Source organism: Gaiella occulta, assembly GCF_003351045.1.
Taxonomy (GTDB): domain Bacteria; phylum Actinomycetota; class Thermoleophilia; order Gaiellales; family Gaiellaceae; genus Gaiella; species Gaiella occulta.
This window is the reverse complement of the sequence record NZ_QQZY01000001.1, coordinates 571,401-586,354: the sequence shown is the minus strand read 5'-3', so window position 1 is coordinate 586,354 and position 14,954 is coordinate 571,401. Positions and strand designations below refer to the sequence as shown.

Annotated in this window: 18 protein-coding genes; 5 read left to right on the top strand and 13 right to left on the bottom strand. The window is 74.3% G+C overall.

What is annotated here, in order from left to right; translation table 11 throughout:
• Genes Gocc_RS03025 through Gocc_RS03010 form a run of 4 tightly spaced genes read right to left on the bottom strand, consistent with a single transcriptional unit; the run spans window position 1 to window position 2,857 of the window.
• A complete protein-coding gene (locus tag Gocc_RS03025; protein ID WP_114795025.1) occupies window positions 1-663 on the bottom strand; it encodes an ABC transporter ATP-binding protein in 663 nt (220 codons plus the stop codon).
• Entirely contained in the window at window positions 660-1,322 is a 663-nt protein-coding gene (locus Gocc_RS03020; RefSeq protein ID WP_114795160.1) for an ABC transporter ATP-binding protein, read from the bottom strand. Before Gocc_RS03020 ends, Gocc_RS03025 begins: the two co-directional genes overlap by 4 nt.
• A complete protein-coding gene (locus tag Gocc_RS03015) occupies window positions 1,319-1,873 on the bottom strand; it encodes a hypothetical protein (RefSeq protein WP_114795024.1) in 555 nt (184 codons plus the stop codon). Before Gocc_RS03015 ends, Gocc_RS03020 begins: the two co-directional genes overlap by 4 nt.
• A 51-nt stretch (window positions 1,874-1,924) precedes the next feature.
• A complete protein-coding gene (locus Gocc_RS03010; protein WP_114795023.1) occupies window positions 1,925-2,857 on the bottom strand; it encodes a lysylphosphatidylglycerol synthase domain-containing protein in 933 nt (310 codons plus the stop codon).
• Window positions 2,858-3,020: 163 nt separating this feature from the next.
• Here Gocc_RS03010 and mptA point away from each other — a divergent pair, with 163 nt between their 5' ends.
• Window positions 3,021-3,989 carry a GTP cyclohydrolase MptA gene (mptA, locus tag Gocc_RS03005; RefSeq protein ID WP_114795022.1) on the top strand — a complete coding sequence of 323 codons (969 nt, stop codon included), beginning with the start codon at window positions 3,021-3,023 and terminating at the stop codon, window positions 3,987-3,989.
• Here the strand turns inward: mptA and Gocc_RS03000 are convergent.
• The 3 genes from Gocc_RS03000 to Gocc_RS02990 are packed head-to-tail and all read right to left on the bottom strand — an operon-like array spanning window position 3,979 to window position 6,473.
• Entirely contained in the window at window positions 3,979-5,244 is a 1,266-nt protein-coding gene (locus Gocc_RS03000) for an InlB B-repeat-containing protein (RefSeq protein WP_114795021.1), read from the bottom strand. The two genes, mptA and Gocc_RS03000, sit on opposite strands and share 11 nt — an antisense overlap.
• Window positions 5,241-5,852: a glycerol-3-phosphate 1-O-acyltransferase PlsY gene (gene plsY / locus Gocc_RS02995; RefSeq protein WP_114795020.1), complete on the bottom strand. Its 612-nt coding sequence runs from the start codon at window positions 5,850-5,852 to the stop codon at window positions 5,241-5,243. Before plsY ends, Gocc_RS03000 begins: the two co-directional genes overlap by 4 nt.
• A gap of 9 nt (window positions 5,853-5,861) precedes the next feature.
• Entirely contained in the window at window positions 5,862-6,473 is a 612-nt protein-coding gene (locus Gocc_RS02990) for a superoxide dismutase (RefSeq protein ID WP_114795019.1), read from the bottom strand.
• A gap of 83 nt (window positions 6,474-6,556) precedes the next feature.
• Here Gocc_RS02990 and Gocc_RS02985 point away from each other — a divergent pair, with 83 nt between their 5' ends.
• The 4 genes from Gocc_RS02985 (at window position 6,557) to Gocc_RS02970 (ending at window position 9,095) form a co-directional block, all read left to right on the top strand.
• Window positions 6,557-7,168, top strand: a complete 612-nt coding sequence (locus Gocc_RS02985) for a superoxide dismutase (protein WP_114795018.1) — start codon at window positions 6,557-6,559, stop codon at window positions 7,166-7,168.
• A 65-nt stretch (window positions 7,169-7,233) separates the two neighbouring features.
• On the top strand, window positions 7,234-7,893 hold the full coding sequence (locus tag Gocc_RS02980; protein ID WP_114795017.1) for an SDR family oxidoreductase: 660 nt from the start codon (window positions 7,234-7,236) through the stop codon (window positions 7,891-7,893).
• A gap of 9 nt (window positions 7,894-7,902) precedes the next feature.
• Window positions 7,903-8,520: an RNA polymerase sigma factor gene (locus Gocc_RS02975; protein ID WP_114795016.1), complete on the top strand. Its 618-nt coding sequence runs from the start codon at window positions 7,903-7,905 to the stop codon at window positions 8,518-8,520.
• Entirely contained in the window at window positions 8,517-9,095 is a 579-nt protein-coding gene (locus Gocc_RS02970; protein ID WP_114795015.1) for an anti-sigma factor, read from the top strand. The genes Gocc_RS02975 and Gocc_RS02970 overlap by 4 nt, the downstream gene beginning before the upstream one ends.
• Window positions 9,096-9,102: 7 nt before the next feature.
• On the opposite strand, the gene thyX is transcribed toward Gocc_RS02970, so the two are convergent.
• The 6 genes from thyX to Gocc_RS02935 all read right to left on the bottom strand — a co-directional run bounded on the left by thyX (window position 9,103) and on the right by Gocc_RS02935 (window position 14,946).
• The gene (gene thyX, locus Gocc_RS02965; protein WP_422717975.1) at window positions 9,103-9,774 is read right to left on the bottom strand and encodes an FAD-dependent thymidylate synthase; all 672 of its coding nucleotides are present in this window, start codon (window positions 9,772-9,774) and stop codon (window positions 9,103-9,105) included.
• 153 nt (window positions 9,775-9,927) lie between these two features.
• Window positions 9,928-10,377, bottom strand: coding sequence for a hypothetical protein (locus Gocc_RS15935; protein WP_181813310.1), 450 nt, complete (start codon window positions 10,375-10,377; stop codon window positions 9,928-9,930).
• 76 nt (window positions 10,378-10,453) lie between these two features.
• Entirely contained in the window at window positions 10,454-12,310 is a 1,857-nt protein-coding gene (locus Gocc_RS02950; protein WP_114795011.1) for an O-antigen ligase family protein, read from the bottom strand.
• 52 nt (window positions 12,311-12,362) lie between these two features.
• The gene (locus Gocc_RS02945; RefSeq protein WP_114795010.1) at window positions 12,363-13,712 is read right to left on the bottom strand and encodes an aspartate aminotransferase family protein; all 1,350 of its coding nucleotides are present in this window, start codon (window positions 13,710-13,712) and stop codon (window positions 12,363-12,365) included.
• The gene (locus Gocc_RS02940; RefSeq protein ID WP_220150415.1) at window positions 13,709-14,530 is read right to left on the bottom strand and encodes an SDR family NAD(P)-dependent oxidoreductase; all 822 of its coding nucleotides are present in this window, start codon (window positions 14,528-14,530) and stop codon (window positions 13,709-13,711) included. The genes Gocc_RS02945 and Gocc_RS02940 overlap by 4 nt, the downstream gene beginning before the upstream one ends.
• Window positions 14,494-14,946 (bottom strand): GreA/GreB family elongation factor, encoded by a 453-nt coding sequence (locus tag Gocc_RS02935; RefSeq protein WP_114795009.1) that lies wholly within the window; start codon window positions 14,944-14,946, stop codon window positions 14,494-14,496. Before Gocc_RS02935 ends, Gocc_RS02940 begins: the two co-directional genes overlap by 37 nt.
• Between the last annotated feature and the right edge of the window lie 8 nt (window positions 14,947-14,954).

Below are 14,954 nucleotides of genomic sequence, written 5' to 3'. Positions count from 1 at the left end.
CTAGCTCCGATCCGTGATCACGACGCCGTCGGCGACGGTCCAGCGTGTCGCGAAGCGGTCGGCGATGGTGTGGTCATGGGTCGCGATCACGAGCGCCGCGGCCGCGGCGTCGGCGGCCTCGAGCAGCACGTCGATCACGTGCGCCCCGTTGCCGCGGTCGAGCTGGCTCGTCGGCTCGTCCGCCAGGATCAGCAGCGGCCGCGACGCGAGCACGCGTGCCACGGCCACGCGCTGCGCCTGCCCGCCCGAGATCTCCTCCGGCAGCTTGTCGGCGAGCTCGGAGAGCTCGAGCCGCGCCAGCGCGGCGCGCGCCTCCTCCAGCGCCTCGTCGCTCGGCGCGCCGGCGAGCTGGCGCGGGAGCGCGACGTTCTCGATCACGCTGAGCGGCGGCAACAGGCTCGGGCCCTGGAAGATCATCGCGAGCGGGCCGGGACGGAGCTCGGAGCGCGACCCGATCCCAGGCCACGAGACGGTTCCGCCGGAGGGGTCTTCGAGGCCGGCCATCAGGTGCAAGAGCGTGCTCTTGCCCGACCCGGACGGGCCGGTCACGGCGATGCGCGCTCCGGGCTCGACGTCACAGACGGTCGGGCGCAGCGCGACCGTCGCCGCGTCGCCTCTGCCGTACGTGCGGGACACCTCGCGGCAGGAGACGAGCGCGGTCATGCCGCCACCCGTCCGTCGACGAGTCGCACGACGCGGCCTGCGGCGGCGGCGACCGCCTCGTTGTGCGTGACGACGACGACGGCGCCACCCTCACGGGCGCGCCGCTGCAGGAGTCCTATCACCTGCCGCGAGGTCTCTCCGTCGATCTCCCCCGTGGGCTCGTCGGCGAGCAGCACGGGGGGGTCGTTGGCGAGAGCCACCGCGAGACCGGCGCGCGCGCTCTCGCCGCCGCTCAACGTCGGCGGATACGCGTGCGCACGCGCCGACAGCCCCACGCTCTCGAGAAGCGCCTCGGCGCGGCGAGCGTCCTGCTTGCCGGCGAGACGCTGCGCCAGCAGGACGTTGGCGGTCACCGTCAGGTGCTGGATCAGGTTGACGCTCTGGAACAGCATCCCGATCGAGCGGGCCCGGAGACGCGTGCGCTCCTGCTCCGGGCGCCGCGAGAGCGGCGTCCCGGCGATACGCACCATGCCGCCGTCGGGCTCGTCGAGACCGGCCAGGCACGCGAGCAGCGTCGACTTGCCCGAGCCCGACGGGCCCGTGATCGCCACGATTTCTCCACCGTCGACCTGGAGCGACACACCGCGTAGCGCCAGCGTCTCGTCGTCGCCCGCGTGGTAGAAGCGGTAGAGATCTCGCGCGTCGAGAGCCGCGGTCATCGCGTCCACGTGAACGAGTCGGTGACGATCTTCCACGGGTCGACGTTGTCCGACCCCCTGGGAGCCTGGAGCGAGAGCACGGCGAGCTTCCCGGCCCGCCAGAACGTGTAGCGCTCGACGTCGTTGGTCACCGTCTTCCCCGTCACGACGTTCGCCTGGCTACGAGCGCGGTAGGTGACGAGGATCGCCGTCCCGGCCGGGCGCTTCACGCTCGTGACCTTCGGCTGGGCGAAGCCCTTCACCGTCGCCCGCAGCTTCGCGAGATCGACCCTCGTGACGGAGGCGACGGTGGGGCGTCTGGCCTCCTTCGAGACGGTGACGCCGATCGAGTTGTACTTGTCGGCGAAGCTCACCTGAGACGCCTTCTGCGTCCGCCGCCAGCCCTCCGGCACCTTGAGCGAGTAGCCGGCGCCGCGGAAGGTGACGTACGCCTGGTTGTCGGGGATGTCACCGGGCGGCCCGGCTTCTGCGTGGGCGGCGACGGGTGCGGCGGCGAGAAGGGTGGCCGCGGCGAGCACGGCGACGAGCGGGGTGCGTCGAATGGTGTGCATGCTGCGACCGTAGGGCGCCGCGCCTGACGGGCGCCTGAACGCGCGAGGACGCTACGGGGTGGGCGCGAGCGCCGGCCGGCGGCGCGCCGCCGGACGCAGGGCGCCGCGGACGTCGGACCGCGACGACACGAGCGCGACGGCGACGGTGCCGACGGCGAGGTCGACGAGCGCCGTCGACGCCTGCATGCCGATGCCGAGCCCGACGGCGGCCGCGACGCTCGCCGTTCCGGCGAGGGCGAAGGCGAGTGCGGCCTGCTGCGTGCCCGCGCCGCCCGGCGCCAGCGGCAGCAGCGCCGCGAGGTTCTGAGCCGCGACCACGAGGAGCACCGCCCACAGCCCTGCACCGAGGTGGAACGCCGTCAGGAACCAGTACACGGCCGCGAGCCGCAGCCCCCATGCGACGAGCTTCCACACGACGACGCCGCGGAAGAAGCGGCGCGGCGAGCGCACGATCGACATCCCGCGCGCCATGCCGGCCGCCGCGCGACGGAGGCGGCGCCGCCCCAGGAACGCGGCGCCGGCGAGCAGGACGGTGACGGCGCCGGCCACCGCCAGGACGGCGGGGTGCGCCGCGACGAGCGCCGTGGGAGCGGCGATCGGGCCGAGCGAGCGGCCCGCGCCGAGCACGGCGGCGATCACGGCGAGCCCGAACACGAGCTCGATCGCCGTCTCGAGCACGATCGTCGACGCGATCGTGGCGACGCTCGAGCCCGGCACGCGCCTGCGCACGATGCCGAGACGCAGGGCTTCACCCACGCGCGCCGGCAGCACCGCGTTCGCGCCGACGGCGCCCGCGAACGCGCCGAGCGTGGTACGGAACCGCACGTCGCGATCGGGATACGCGTGGCTGACGATGGCGTGCCACGACCGGGCCTCGGCCGTGATCTTGGCGAGATGGAGCACGAGCGCGACGGCGAGGGCGCCGAGCGACGCGCCGGCGAGCGTGTGCGCCACGCCGGACACGAGAGCGGGAAGTGTGTGCACGTCGCCCCCGCGTCAGTCCGGCCGCGCGCCCAGCGCAGGCGCGTGACCTGCCGCCGCCGGACGGATCGGTCCGCTCGTGTCCACGGCCGCATCCTGCGCGGCCGCGCCTGACGATCGCCTGAACGCCGCGGCGCCCCGGCGGGTCGATGCTACGTTCCCCCGCATGGCGGAGCTCCCGCATCTCGTCGACGACATGCAGGCGTCGGCGCCACCCGTCGAGCTCGCCCTCTCGCGCGCGGGCGTGACGGGCGTCCACAAGGCGATCAAGATCCGCCGCGGCGACGCGGAGACGATGATGGCCGCCGACGTCGAGTGCACCGTCGACCTCGGGCGCGAGCAGAAGGGCGTGCACATGTCGCGCTTCCCCGAGCTGTTCGACGAGGCGATCGACGAGGCCGTGTTCGGCGAGGCGGGCATCGTCGAGGAGCTGGCGGAGCTGATCGCCCGCCGCATCGTCGAGCGCCAGGGCGCGCTGCGGGCCGAGGTGCGCATCACGGCCCGCTGGCCGATGCGCCGCACGACGCCGGTGACCGGGCTGCCGACGCAGGAGATGGTCTCGCTGATCGGGATCGCGGCCGCGACCGCACAGGGATCGCGCCACGTCGTCGGGGTCGAGGCGACGGGCATCAACGCATGCCCCTGCGCCCAGGGCCTCGTCGCCGGGCGCGCAGCCGAGCGCCTGCAGGAGGCGGGCTTCGACACGGGCGACATCGAGCGCATCCTGCAGCTCGTGCCGATCGCGACGCACAACCAGCGCGGTCGGGGCACGCTGCTCGTCGGCACGAAGCAGCACGTCGACGCGGAGACGCTCGTCCAGCTCGTCGAGGCGTCGATGAGCGCCCCGGTGTTCGAGCTGCTGAAGAGGCCCGACGAGCTGTTCGTCGTCGAGCACGCGCACCTGCAGCCGCGGTTCGTCGAGGATTCCGTGCGCGTGGCGCTGAAGGGCCTGCTCGACCGGGTGCCCGGGCTCGACGACGGCGACTTCGTTCTGTCGCGCCAGGTGAACCTGGAGACGATCCACGATCACGACGTGCTCGCCGAGCGCTGGGGCACGGTCGGCGAGCTGCGCGGAGAGCTCGAGCGTGGAGACGGCGGGCGCCAGACGACGCTCGCGGCGTGGCTCACCGCCTGACGAACAGCGCCCGCGCGACCGTGTCGGCGGACATGGGCACGCGGCACCGGGGCCGCTGACCCGCGCATGCCCCGCTCCAGCGCGCGAACCGCCATCCGGCCGCTGCCAGCGCGCGCACCTCGAGCGCGGCGTAGGACGGCTCCGGGGCGGCGCAGCGCGCGGGGCACGACACGCGGGCGGCGACCACGCGACCTCTGCCGGAGACGGCGACGCTGAGCCGGTAGGTGGGCGGCGCGAACAGGGCCGTCACCGACGTCGCACCGGACAGGGTCGCGAAGCAGGGCCCGCCGCCCGTGCATACCCCGCCCCAGCGGACGAACCGCTGCCCGGCAGCGGGGGTCGCCGTCAGCGCCAGCGCCGAGCCGTCGTCCCAGCTCGTCGTGCACGAGGCGCCGCAGGCGATCCCCGGCACGGCGCTCGCGACCGAGCCGCCGCCGCGGACCACCAGCACCACGGGCACCTGCGCGTCGAGATGGCGCAGCCACTTCGAGTCCCGCATGTCGACCCACGTGCCGCCGTGGGCGTAGTAGTCGTCCCGCCCCACGTCGAGCGCGAACGCCGACAGGTCGGCGGGCTGCGCGTACGGGTAGAGGATGTCGCCGCTCGAGTCGCACGGATGCCCGTCGTCGCCGGGGCACGCATGCGGCGGGCCGGACGCGGGCAGGGCGCCGAACGCATGCAGCAGCTCGTGGGCGGCGACGGGCGCCGCGGAGACGCCGGCGCACGCCCGCACGTAGACGATCGCCAGTCCGGCCCCCGTGAACGACCCGCCCCCCTGACCGCACAGGTTGGCGTCGGCGGCCGGCACGTCGAGGTAGACGAGCACCTTGACGTCGTCGGGGCTGCCGCCGAGCGTCGCCGCCGCCGCCTCGACGGCGTCGAAGGTCGAGGCGCCGTCGAGCAACGCCGCCTCCTCGACGGGCAGGACGAGCAGGCGGATGTCCGCCTGCGCCCCGCACGGGAAGGACGCCCGGTCGAAGCGCGGCGTGCGCGAGCTGTCCTGCGACTGCCACCACGTCTCGATCTGGTCGACGTCGGCGCTGATCCGCGGCGCCCACTCGGCGCTGCGGTCGGCGCCGTTCGCGGCCGTCGCGTAGACGACGCGGATCTGGTGGCCGGCGACGGTGGCGGGCCGATCCGCCGTCGACGTCGTGCCGCACCACGGTGCCGCCGCCGCGCCCGGCGCGCCCGCGAGCGCCCACAGCGTGGCCAGCGCCAGGACGGGGAGGAGCAGCGCGCGGCGGGCGCTCGTCACGCGCTCGCCGTCGGCCTGCGGCTGCGCGAGAACCGCGATTCGCTGCCGTCGAGCAGCCGGCGGATGTTCTCCCGGTGCAGGACGATGACACCGGCACATGCCGCGAGCGCGAGCGCGACCGTGGGCCACGGCTCGCCGAGGAGCAGTGAAAGAGCGGGGAGCGCGACCGCCGTCACGAGCGACGCCAGCGATGCGTAGCGGAAGAGGGCGAACGTCGCGACCCAGACGAGCAGGCACAGCGCCGCCGCGACGGGCGCGAGCGCGAAGCTGACGCCGCCGGCGGTCGCCACCATCTTCCCGCCCTTGGCGAAGCGCAGCCAGACGGGACGTGCGTGTCCCGCCATCGCGGCGGCGCCCGCGAGCACGCCCACCCATTCTCCGCCGACCTCGAGCCCGACGAGGGCCGGCACGAGCCCCTTGACGACGTCGAGCAGCGCAACGGGAATGCCGAGCGACCTCCCGTACGTGCGCCAGACGTTCGACGCGCCGATGTTGCCGCTGCCGTGAGCGCGGATGTCCTCGCCGCGCGCGAGCCGCACGACGACGACCCCGAACGGGATCGACCCGACGAGGTAGCCGACGACGACGATGACCGCGTCGGTGACCACGTCCGCAGCCTACGCCCGGGGGATGCCGTAGAGATCGATCCAGCCGTTGATCACGCCCCAGTCGAGGTTCGCGAAGAACGCGTCGATGTAGGAGCCGCGGTCGGTCTGGTAGTCGAGGAAGTAGGCGTGCTCGTACACGTCCAGCGCCACGAGCGGCGTCGCGTTCCAGATCGGGTACGTGTTCTGGGCGTCGCCGATCGCGTTGAAGAGCCGCTGCTCGTCCCAGTCGTAGATCGTCCACGCCCAGCCGCGGGCGGCCATGCCCGTCGCCCGGAGATCGCTGCGCCACGCCTCGGCCGAGCCGAAGTCACGCCGGATGAGCGCGCCGATCGCCCCCGTCGGTTCGCCGCCGGCGCCGCCGAGGTGCGCGAAGTAGACCTCGTGGTTCTTGATGCCCCCGAGCGCGAACGCGAGGTCGACCTTCAGGGCCCGCAGCTCGGAGTAGACCTGGTTCGCAGACGCGCGGTCGGCGCTCTCGAGCAGGCCGAGGATCTCGTTGCGCTTGCTCACGTAGCCCTTGTAGAGGCGGTGGTGCGCCTCGATCGAGGCGCGGGAGATCCCGTCGAGCTCGAGCAGAGCGGGCTTCAGCTCGCGGGGAGTGATCTCGACGACGTTCGACATGCGGACGGAACCTCCAACTCGACGGGACGGGCGGGAGCATATCCTTGGGGGGAGCACACGAATCGAACCAAGGAGAGACGCACATGGCCTACGATCTGCCCGACCTGCCCTACGCGTACGACGCCCTCGAGCGCAGCATCGACGCGCAGACGATGGAGATCCATCACGGCAAGCATCACGCCGCCTACGTGACGAACCTCAACGCCGCACTCGACGGCACCGAGTGGATGGGCCGGCCGATCGAGGCGGTGCTCGCCAATCTCGACATCCTCCCCGAGGACAAGCGCACCGCCGTGCGCAACAACGGCGGCGGCCACGCGAATCACTCGCTGTTCTGGTCGACCCTCGGCCCCGACGGCGGCGGCGAGCCGAGCGGAGCGCTCGGCGAGGCCGTGCAGGCGACGTTCGGCGCCTTCGACGTCCTCAAGCAGCAGATGATCGACGCCGGCATCAAGCGCTTCGGCTCCGGCTGGTCGTGGCTCGTGTGGGACGGCACCGGCCTCGCCGTGATGTCGACGCCGAACCAGGACTCGCCGATCATGGAGGGGAAGACGCCGCTCTTCGGCATCGACGTGTGGGAGCACGCGTACTACCTCCGCTACCAGAACCGCCGGCCCGAGTACCTCGAGAAGATCTGGGACGTCGTCGACTGGAACGCCGTCGGCGCCCTCTTCGAGGCGGCGCGCGCCGGCTGAGGGGCTTCGGAGGGGGCGGGGCTCCGGCCTCGCCCCCTCCGCCACGGCCTTCCCGCCGCACCTCCATGCGCGCGCTCGTCAGCGGTGGCACCGGCAAGCTCGGCGCGGCGATCGCCGCGCGGCTGCGCGCGGAGGGCTGGCAGGTGGTCGCCGCCGGATCGGCGGCGGGGGACCTGCGCTCCGCGGCGGGCGCGCGCTCGCTCGTGGAGCACGCGCTCGCCGAGTTGGGCGGGCTCGACCTGCTCGTCAACGCGGCCGCGGGAGGGTTCGTGCCGCGCCCGTTCGAGAGCGTGAGCGAGGCCGAGTTCGACGACGCCTTCGGCGCGACCGCGAAGGGCAGCTTCTTCGTCACCCAGGCGGCGGCACCGCACCTGCGCTCCTCGCGCGGGGTCGTCGTCATGATCGAGGACGTGGCCGCATACCAGCCGTGGCCGTCCTTTGCCGCCCACTGCGCGGCGAAGGCGGCGCAGGCGATGCTGACGCGCGTGCTCGCACGGGCGCTGGCACCCGAGGTGCGGGTGGTCGGAGTGGCGCCGGGCCCCGTCGCCGTCGAGCACGGCCAGGAGGAGCGGCGGGCGCGGGAGACGGTGCTCGGCCGCGTCGGCGCCGCGGACGACGTGGCCGGGGCGGTCGTGTTCCTCGCCGGCGCGTCGTTCGTCACGGGCGCGAGCCTCGTCGTCGACGGCGGCCGGCTGCTGCAAACCACCTCCGTCGCCGATGCGTAGGACCGGTGGATGGACGTCGTGCTGCGCCTCGCTTCCGCCGCCCGCTTGCCGCAGCGCGCGCGAGCGGCGAGCATGCGGCAGGTGAGCGACGCGGACGCCACCGACGCGACGCTGATCGAGCGTGTCGCAGGCCGCGACCGCGACGCGTTCGAGGAGCTCTACCGGCGCTATGCCCGCGCCGTGCTCGGCCTCGCCCTGCGACGCCTCGGCGACCGCGGACGCGCCGAAGACGCCACGCAGGAGGCGTTCGCGGCCGTGTGGCGCTCGGCCGGCAGCTTCGACCGCACGCGCGGGGGCGGCGCCCCGTGGCTGTACGCCGTCGCGCGCAACGCGATCGTGGACGGCCTGCGGCGCCGGCCCGACCCGACCGTGGCGGAGCCGCCGGAGATCCCCTCCAAGGGCCCCGATCCCGGCGCGAGCGCGGAGGCGGCGTGGATCGCGTGGCGCGTGCACCGCGCCCTCGCGACGCTGCCGGAGCACGAGCGGCAGCTGATCGAGCTCGCCTACTTCTCCGGCCTGTCGCAGAGCGAGGTCGCCTCGTTCCTGCGGATCCCGCTCGGCACGGTGAAGACGCGCACCCGCGCGGCGCTCGCCCGGCTGGCGGACGAGCTCGAAGGGGAGGTGTGAGCCGCGTGCCCGACCTGAGCGAGCTCGTCGGCGACGGGCTGCCCGAGGACGAGCGCGCCCGCCTGCAGCGCGCGCACGACATGCTGCTCGCGGCGGGAGCGACACCGGAGCTGCCGCCGTGGCTCGCACAGGCGCCGCGGGAGCCGCCGGCGCGCATCATCCCGTTGCCGCGCCGCCACCGCTCCGCCGCGCTCGTGGCGGCGGCGGCGCTCGCCCTGGCGCTGTTCGGGGCCGGGTACGCGATCGGCGGTCACGAGGGGGCGAGGAAACCCGTGCGGGTCGTCACGATGACCGGGCCGGGCGGCGCCGTGGCGTCGATTGCCGTGTTCGCCGCCGACCCGGCCGGCAACTGGCCGATGACGCTCGAGGTGTCGGGCCTGCCGGCGCTTCCGGGCGGCCGCACCTACGAGCTCTGGCTCACCCGCGGCGGGCGGCTCGCCGAGCCGTGCGGCGCCTTCACCGTCTCGGGCGGCACGACCGAGGTTCCGCTCAACGCGCCGTACAGGCTGAAGCAGTTCGACGGCTGGGTCGTCGTGCGCTCCGGCGAGCGGCGACCGGTGCTGTCGGCGACGTAGCGCCCGGCTACGGCGCGCGGCGCTCGTTGGCGACGAACGCCGCGTGCGTGACCGGCATGTGCCGCGCGAACAGCGCCTCGCATGCCGTCGCGTAGAGCCTGATCTCGCGCTGGGCGGCCTCGGCGTTCCTCAGCGAGATGAAGTTCATCAACGCGCGGGCGTTCACCGTCCAGAAGAACTCCGTGTACGCGCCCACCGGCAGCGCCGCCCGCGCGAGCTCGCGCGCGACGCCCGCCTCGACGAGCCGCTCGTAGGCGGCGTAGGCGGCGTCGTAGACCGCCCGCAGCTCGGCACGGGTGCGCTCGGCGAGTTCGGCGTCGACGGGCTCGAACGTGTACGCGCCGGGCTTTCCCACCTGCGTGCGCACGTCCTCGGGCGCCGGCACGTAGAAGTCGTCGCTCGCCTTCGCATAGCGCATGCTGAACTCGTTGAAGCTCGAGATACGATGGCGAAACCACTCGCGGGCGACGAAGATCGGGCAGCGGACGTGGAAGCGGAAGGCGTTGTGCTCGAACGGCGTCCCGTGCCGCTCGCGCATGAGGAAGCCGATCAGGCCGCGGTCGGCGTCGTCCATCTCCTCCTTGCGCCGCGCGAAGCTGACGCGGGCCGCGTTCGCGACCGACAGATCGTCGGCCATCGCGTCGTCGAGGCGGACGAAGCCGTGATCCAGCACCCGGATCGCGTCCTCCGCCGTCACCTGCTCGCGGTCGGGCTGCTCGGGGCCGGGCACGCAGCCGAGTCTACTGCGGACGCCTGTCGGCACCGTTGCCGCAGACGACCGAGGGCGCCCCGCTGCCGGAACGCCCTCGACGCCTGCCGGGTGGAAGGAGCGCTACGACGTGCCGCTGCCCTTCCCGCTGCCCTTCCCGCTGCCCTTCCCGCTGCCCTTCCCGCTGCCCGTGCCGTTGCCGGCGTGGTCGTCGGAGCGGCCGCCGACGGCGGCGCCCTGGGAGGCTCCACGGGCCTGCTCGTGCTTCTTGGCGCCGTTGTGCTCGCCCCGCTTCTCCTGCTTTGCGTGCTTCTTGCCGGCGCGGCCGACGCACGGGCCCTCCGTGTCACCGTGGCGCTTGTGCGCGGGCAGGGCGCGCACGGAGACGCGGATCGTCTTCTTGCCCTTGTGGCAGATCGTGGCCTTCTTGCCGTACTGGTACTGCGTGAGCCCGATCGCGCTCTGCGCGAGCCCGGCGCCGCCGAGTGAGGCAAACGCGGTGATGGCCACGACCGCGACCGCGACGGCCGATGCGATGCGCGTGCGGCGGTGGCTCCCCCTCGAGTTCGTCACGTGTCGTTCCTCCAACCGTCGTTGACGCGTTCTCTCCCGGACATCCGGGCGACCCCGCCATCATGCGTGGCAGTCGTTAGGGATCTGTTCGGATGTCGGCCGCGAGGCCGGAAACCTCCACGCTGAGCGGGTTCAATTCCCTCGCGCGAGTGAGCGCGTTCACCCGTTCGGGGCCGCGCGCGGCAAGCGCGAGGTCGTACCAGACGCTCCACTGGCCGGGGTCGCGACGTGCGGCAGCGCGCAGGCTGCCCGCCGCGGCCGCATCCTCGTTGCGCGCGATCTGCGCCTCGCCGAGCAGCTGCCGGGGCTCGTGCGACCAGGGCATCCACGCTCGTGCCCGGCGCGCCGCCGTCGCGGCCGCCTCCGCGTCGCCGCGCGCGAGCGCGTCGAGCGCCGAGGCGGACGCCTGGTTGCCGACGTGTGCGACGAGCGCGGCGCCGAGCGCGAGCGTCGCGACGGCGAGGCCGAGCGTCCTGCGCGTCGCCGTCAGCGGGAACGACGGGCGGGGAGCGAGCACGAGCAGCGACGCTCCGCAGGCAAGCGCGACGAGGACGAGCACGGGCACCTCCCAGTCCCAGTCGACGGCGGCATGGACGAGAAACGCGACGTACGCGGCCGCGGCCGCCGCGGCGGGTGGTGTGCGGGGGGAGCTGCGGAGCGCGGCAAGCGGCGCTGCGAGCACGACGGCGAGCAGGGCGAGCCCGACCGGGCCCAGCTCCGCGAGCGTCTCCAGGTAGAGGTTGTGCGCGTCGCGCGCCTCGTTCTCGACGGGCCGCTCCTGCGCCCAGCGCGCGGCGAACGAGCCCGCGCCGTCTCCGAGCAGCGGGTCGCGTGCGACCATCCGCAGCGCGACACGCCAGTAGTCGGCCCTGCCGTTGCCCGACACGGAGAGCAGGCGCCGCTCGAGCCCGCGCTCCGTCGGCGGCGGTTGCGCGACGAAGGAGTCGCGGACGCGCTCGGCGACCGCGAGGGCGCCGCCGGCCCGCACGAGACCTCCGATAGAGGCGGCGAGGACGGCGACCAGAGCTGCGGCGCCGACCGCGCGGCGCGTCCGCGCCGAGAGGTGGAGGCGAGGCTCGGCGAGAGCGGCGAGCGCCGCGCCGAGGAGTGCGAGCGCGAAGAGCTGCCATGCGAGCCGGTGGCCCTGCGCCTGCGCCGCCTGGAGGGTTGCCCCCGGGGCGGTCAGCGCCTGCGCGCGGGACGCGAGGAGCACCCCGGCGGCAGGCGCGGCGAGGAGCGCCGACAGCACGACCGCCGCCCGCAGGCGGTCTCCCTCGAGCGCGACGAGCACGGCGAGCGCCACGGCGAGCGCCGCCGCCGACCCGCGACTGAAGGTGAAGGAGAGGGCGGCCACGAGCGGGACGAGGGCGGCGGCTGCGATCGCGCGTCGAGCGCGCGACCCGTGCAGGGCGAGGCCTGCTGCGAGCACGCTGCCCATGGCGAGAAGGAGGCCGAGAGCATTCCAGTAGCCGATCGGCTTTGCGAGCTGGTAGCCGGACGAGGGGTCGTACGCGCCCCCCATCGTCCCCGGGAGCAGGCGCGTGCCGAGCGCGTAGACGGCGACGGCGGTGATGCCCGCGACGACGCCGGCGAGGAGCGACGGCACGCGGGCGGGAGTGAGGCAGAGGAGCAGCGCCGCCGCGGCGCAGAGATAGACGAGCGTCCGCTCCGCCTCGAGCACGGGCACGCCCGCACCCGTCGACCACAGGATCGTGAGCAGCTGCCAGAGCCCGAGCGCGGCGAGCCCCGCGAGGACGAGCGCGTCGAGCCGGCTGGTCCCGACGCCGTCGGCGACGAGGAGTGCGGTGATCGCCGCCAGCGCGAACGCGAGCGCGACGAGGCCCCACTCCGACGCGAAGTAGCCGCCGCTGCGGAAGGCGAGCGCCACGACGAGCGCGGCCGCGGCGGCTCCGGGCACGGTTCTGCTCCCCATGCCCTGACGATACGGCGCGCAGCGGCGGCGAGGTGAGCGGCCGGGAGAGGAGTCAGCCGGCGGCGAGCTCGATCACGGCGTCGTGGAACACCGCCGTGTGCAGGTCGACATCCGCCTCCGTGGTCGCGGGCGACATCAGCGCCATGTTGTGGAACGGCGTCAACAGGATCCCCCGGTTGAGCGCATGGAGGTGCATGTAGCGCTCGAGCGCGAAGTCGCCCGCGGCGTGCGCCTCGCTGCCGCTGCGCGGACGGTCGGGCCCGAACAGGTACTCCGCCCGGCAGCCGAGCCGCGTCACGTGCCACGGCAGCCCGGCCTCGGCGATGCCCGCCTCGACGCCGGACGTCCAGCGCTCGGCGAGCGGGATCATGCGCGCGAACGCCTCCTCCGTCAGCACCTCCCCGAGCGTGGCGCGCATCGCCGCCAGCGAGAGCGCGTTCCCGGCGAGCGTGCCGCCGACACCGCCGACGTCGACGTCCTCCAGCTCGATCGCGGCGCCGACCCGCTCGGCCAGCTCGGCCGAGAAGCCGTACGCGGCGGCGGGAACGCCGCCGGCGATCGGCTTGCCGATCGTGAGGATGTCCGGCTCGAGCCCGTGCGCGGCCGTGTACCCGCCCGGCCCGCAGCAGATCGTGTGCGTCTCGTCGATCGCGAGCAGCGTGCCGCTCGCCCGCGTCAGCTCGCGCAACGCGTCGTGGAACCCGGGCTCGGGATGGACGATGCCGATGTTGGTGAGCGCCGGCTCGGTGAGCACGAGCGCCACGTCGCCATGGGCGAGCTCGCGCTCGAGCGCCTCCACGTCGTTGAACTCCACCACGCGCGTCGTCTCGGCCGGGTTCACCGGCGGCCCGAGGTTGCCGCGCCGCGGCCCGACGACGCCGCCGGCGAGCGTGGCGAACGTCTCGTCGACGGTGCCGTGGTAGCACCAGTTGAAGACGAGCACGTACGGCCGCCCGCTGACGTGGCGGGCGAGCCGGATCGAGAACCGGTTGGCGTCGGTGGCGGTGAGCGCGAACTGCCACTTCGGCAGGCGAAACCGGCGCGCGAGCTCCTCGCCGACCCACAGCGCGTCCTCGCCCGGCAGCATCGTCGTGATGCCCCGCCGCGCCTGCTCGTCGATCGCGCGCAGCGTGGGCGCGGGGGCGTGACCGGACATGCCGCCGGTGTCGCCGAGGCAGAAGTCCACGTACTCGCGACCGTCCACGTCGACGAAGCGGCTGCCAGACGCCTCGCGCACGAACAGCGGGAACCCGCCGGGCCACTTCGCCATCCAGTGCATCGGCACGCCGGCGAGCAGGTGCTCGCGTGCCCGCCCCGCGAGCTCGCACGAGCGGGGATGCTCGGCGCGAAACCGCGCCTCCTCGCGCGCCTGCAGCTCGGCGAGCCGCCCGGGCGCGATCACGCGGTCACCCAGGCCGTGCCGGACACGTCGACGACGGTGGCGCCGCCGTCGACCGGCAGCTCGACGCCGCTGACGTAGGACGCCTCCTGCGACAGCAGGAAGGCGACGACGGCCGCCACCTCGTCCGGCTCGGCCGGCCGCCGCAACGGCACGTGCGCGTGCGCGAGCGCATAGGCGCCGTCGCGGTCGAGCCCCAGGCGCTCGGCGAGGCCGTCCATGTCCGCGTCGCCCATCGGCGTCCGCACCCAGCCCGGGCAGACCGCGTTCGCGCGGATGCCACGCGGCCCGTAGTCGTTGGCGATCGTCTTGCACAGCATGACGAGGCCGGCCTTCGACGTGCAGTAGGACGCCCAGCCGGGGCCCGCGCGCATGGCGTTCACCGAGGCGACGGCGACGATCGCGCCGCGCCGCTCCTCGAGCAGCGGCAGCGCGGCGCGCGCGACGAGGAAGGCGCCCGTCAGGTTGGTGCGGATCGTTCGCTCCCAGCCCTCGACCGTCTCGGCGCCCGCCGGCGCGGAGTCGCCGATGCCCGCGTTGAGCACGACGGCGTCGAGGCCGCCGAACGCCTCGCGGGCGGCGGCGGCGAGCTCGCCGGCGTGCTCCGGGTCGCCGACGTCGCCGGGGACGGCGACCGCCCCCTCCCCGAGGTCGGCCGCGAGCGCCTGCAGCGGCCCGGGCCGGCGCCCCGAGAGCACGAGGCCGTAGCCGGCCCCGGCAAGGCGGCGCGCGACGGCGAGCCCGATGCCCGTGCCGGCTCCGGTGACGATCGCGGCAGGCACCGTCAGGACGAGCGGATGGAGACGATCGTGGCCTGCCACGCACCGCGCGGCGCCGGCACGTCGACGGCGGTGCCGACGGTTGCCCCCATCAGGGCGCGGCCGAGCGGGGAGTCGGGCGAGACACCGCCGACGCTCGAGATCTCGATCTCCATCTTCTCTCCCTGCTCGTCCTCGATCTCGACGATCGAGCCGACGCCCACCGTGTCGGTGGAGGTGTGCTCGACGGTGACGGCGTTGTGGAGCCGATGCCGCAGCTTGCGGATGCGCGCCTCGAGCAGACCCTGCTCGTTCTTCGCCGCGTGGTACTCGAAGTTCTCCGAGAGGTCGCCGAACTCCCGCGCCGTCGCGATCGCCGCGACGGCCGCGGCACGCTGCGGCCCCTCCATGTCGGCCAGCTCCGCCTCGAGCGCGGCGCGCTGGGCAGCCGTCAGCTGCTGGCCTTCGAGGTCGCTCATGCGGGAAG

Coding starts and splice junctions, on each gene's coding strand:
- Gocc_RS03025 (WP_114795025.1), bottom strand. CDS start 663: ATGACCGCGCTCGTCTCCTGCCGCGAGGTGTCCCGCACGTACGGCAGA.
- Gocc_RS03020 (WP_114795160.1), bottom strand. CDS start 1,322: ATGACCGCGGCTCTCGACGCGCGAGATCTCTACCGCTTCTACCACGCG.
- Gocc_RS03015 (WP_114795024.1), bottom strand. CDS start 1,873: ATGCACACCATTCGACGCACCCCGCTCGTCGCCGTGCTCGCCGCGGCC.
- mptA (WP_114795022.1), top strand. CDS start 3,021: ATGGCGGAGCTCCCGCATCTCGTCGACGACATGCAGGCGTCGGCGCCA.
- Gocc_RS02990 (WP_114795019.1), bottom strand. CDS start 6,473: ATGTCGAACGTCGTCGAGATCACTCCCCGCGAGCTGAAGCCCGCTCTG.
- Gocc_RS02985 (WP_114795018.1), top strand. CDS start 6,557: ATGGCCTACGATCTGCCCGACCTGCCCTACGCGTACGACGCCCTCGAG.
- Gocc_RS02980 (WP_114795017.1), top strand. CDS start 7,234: ATGCGCGCGCTCGTCAGCGGTGGCACCGGCAAGCTCGGCGCGGCGATC.
- Gocc_RS02975 (WP_114795016.1), top strand. CDS start 7,903: ATGGACGTCGTGCTGCGCCTCGCTTCCGCCGCCCGCTTGCCGCAGCGC.
- Gocc_RS02950 (WP_114795011.1), bottom strand. CDS start 12,310: ATGGGGAGCAGAACCGTGCCCGGAGCCGCCGCGGCCGCGCTCGTCGTG.
- Gocc_RS02935 (WP_114795009.1), bottom strand. CDS start 14,946: ATGAGCGACCTCGAAGGCCAGCAGCTGACGGCTGCCCAGCGCGCCGCG.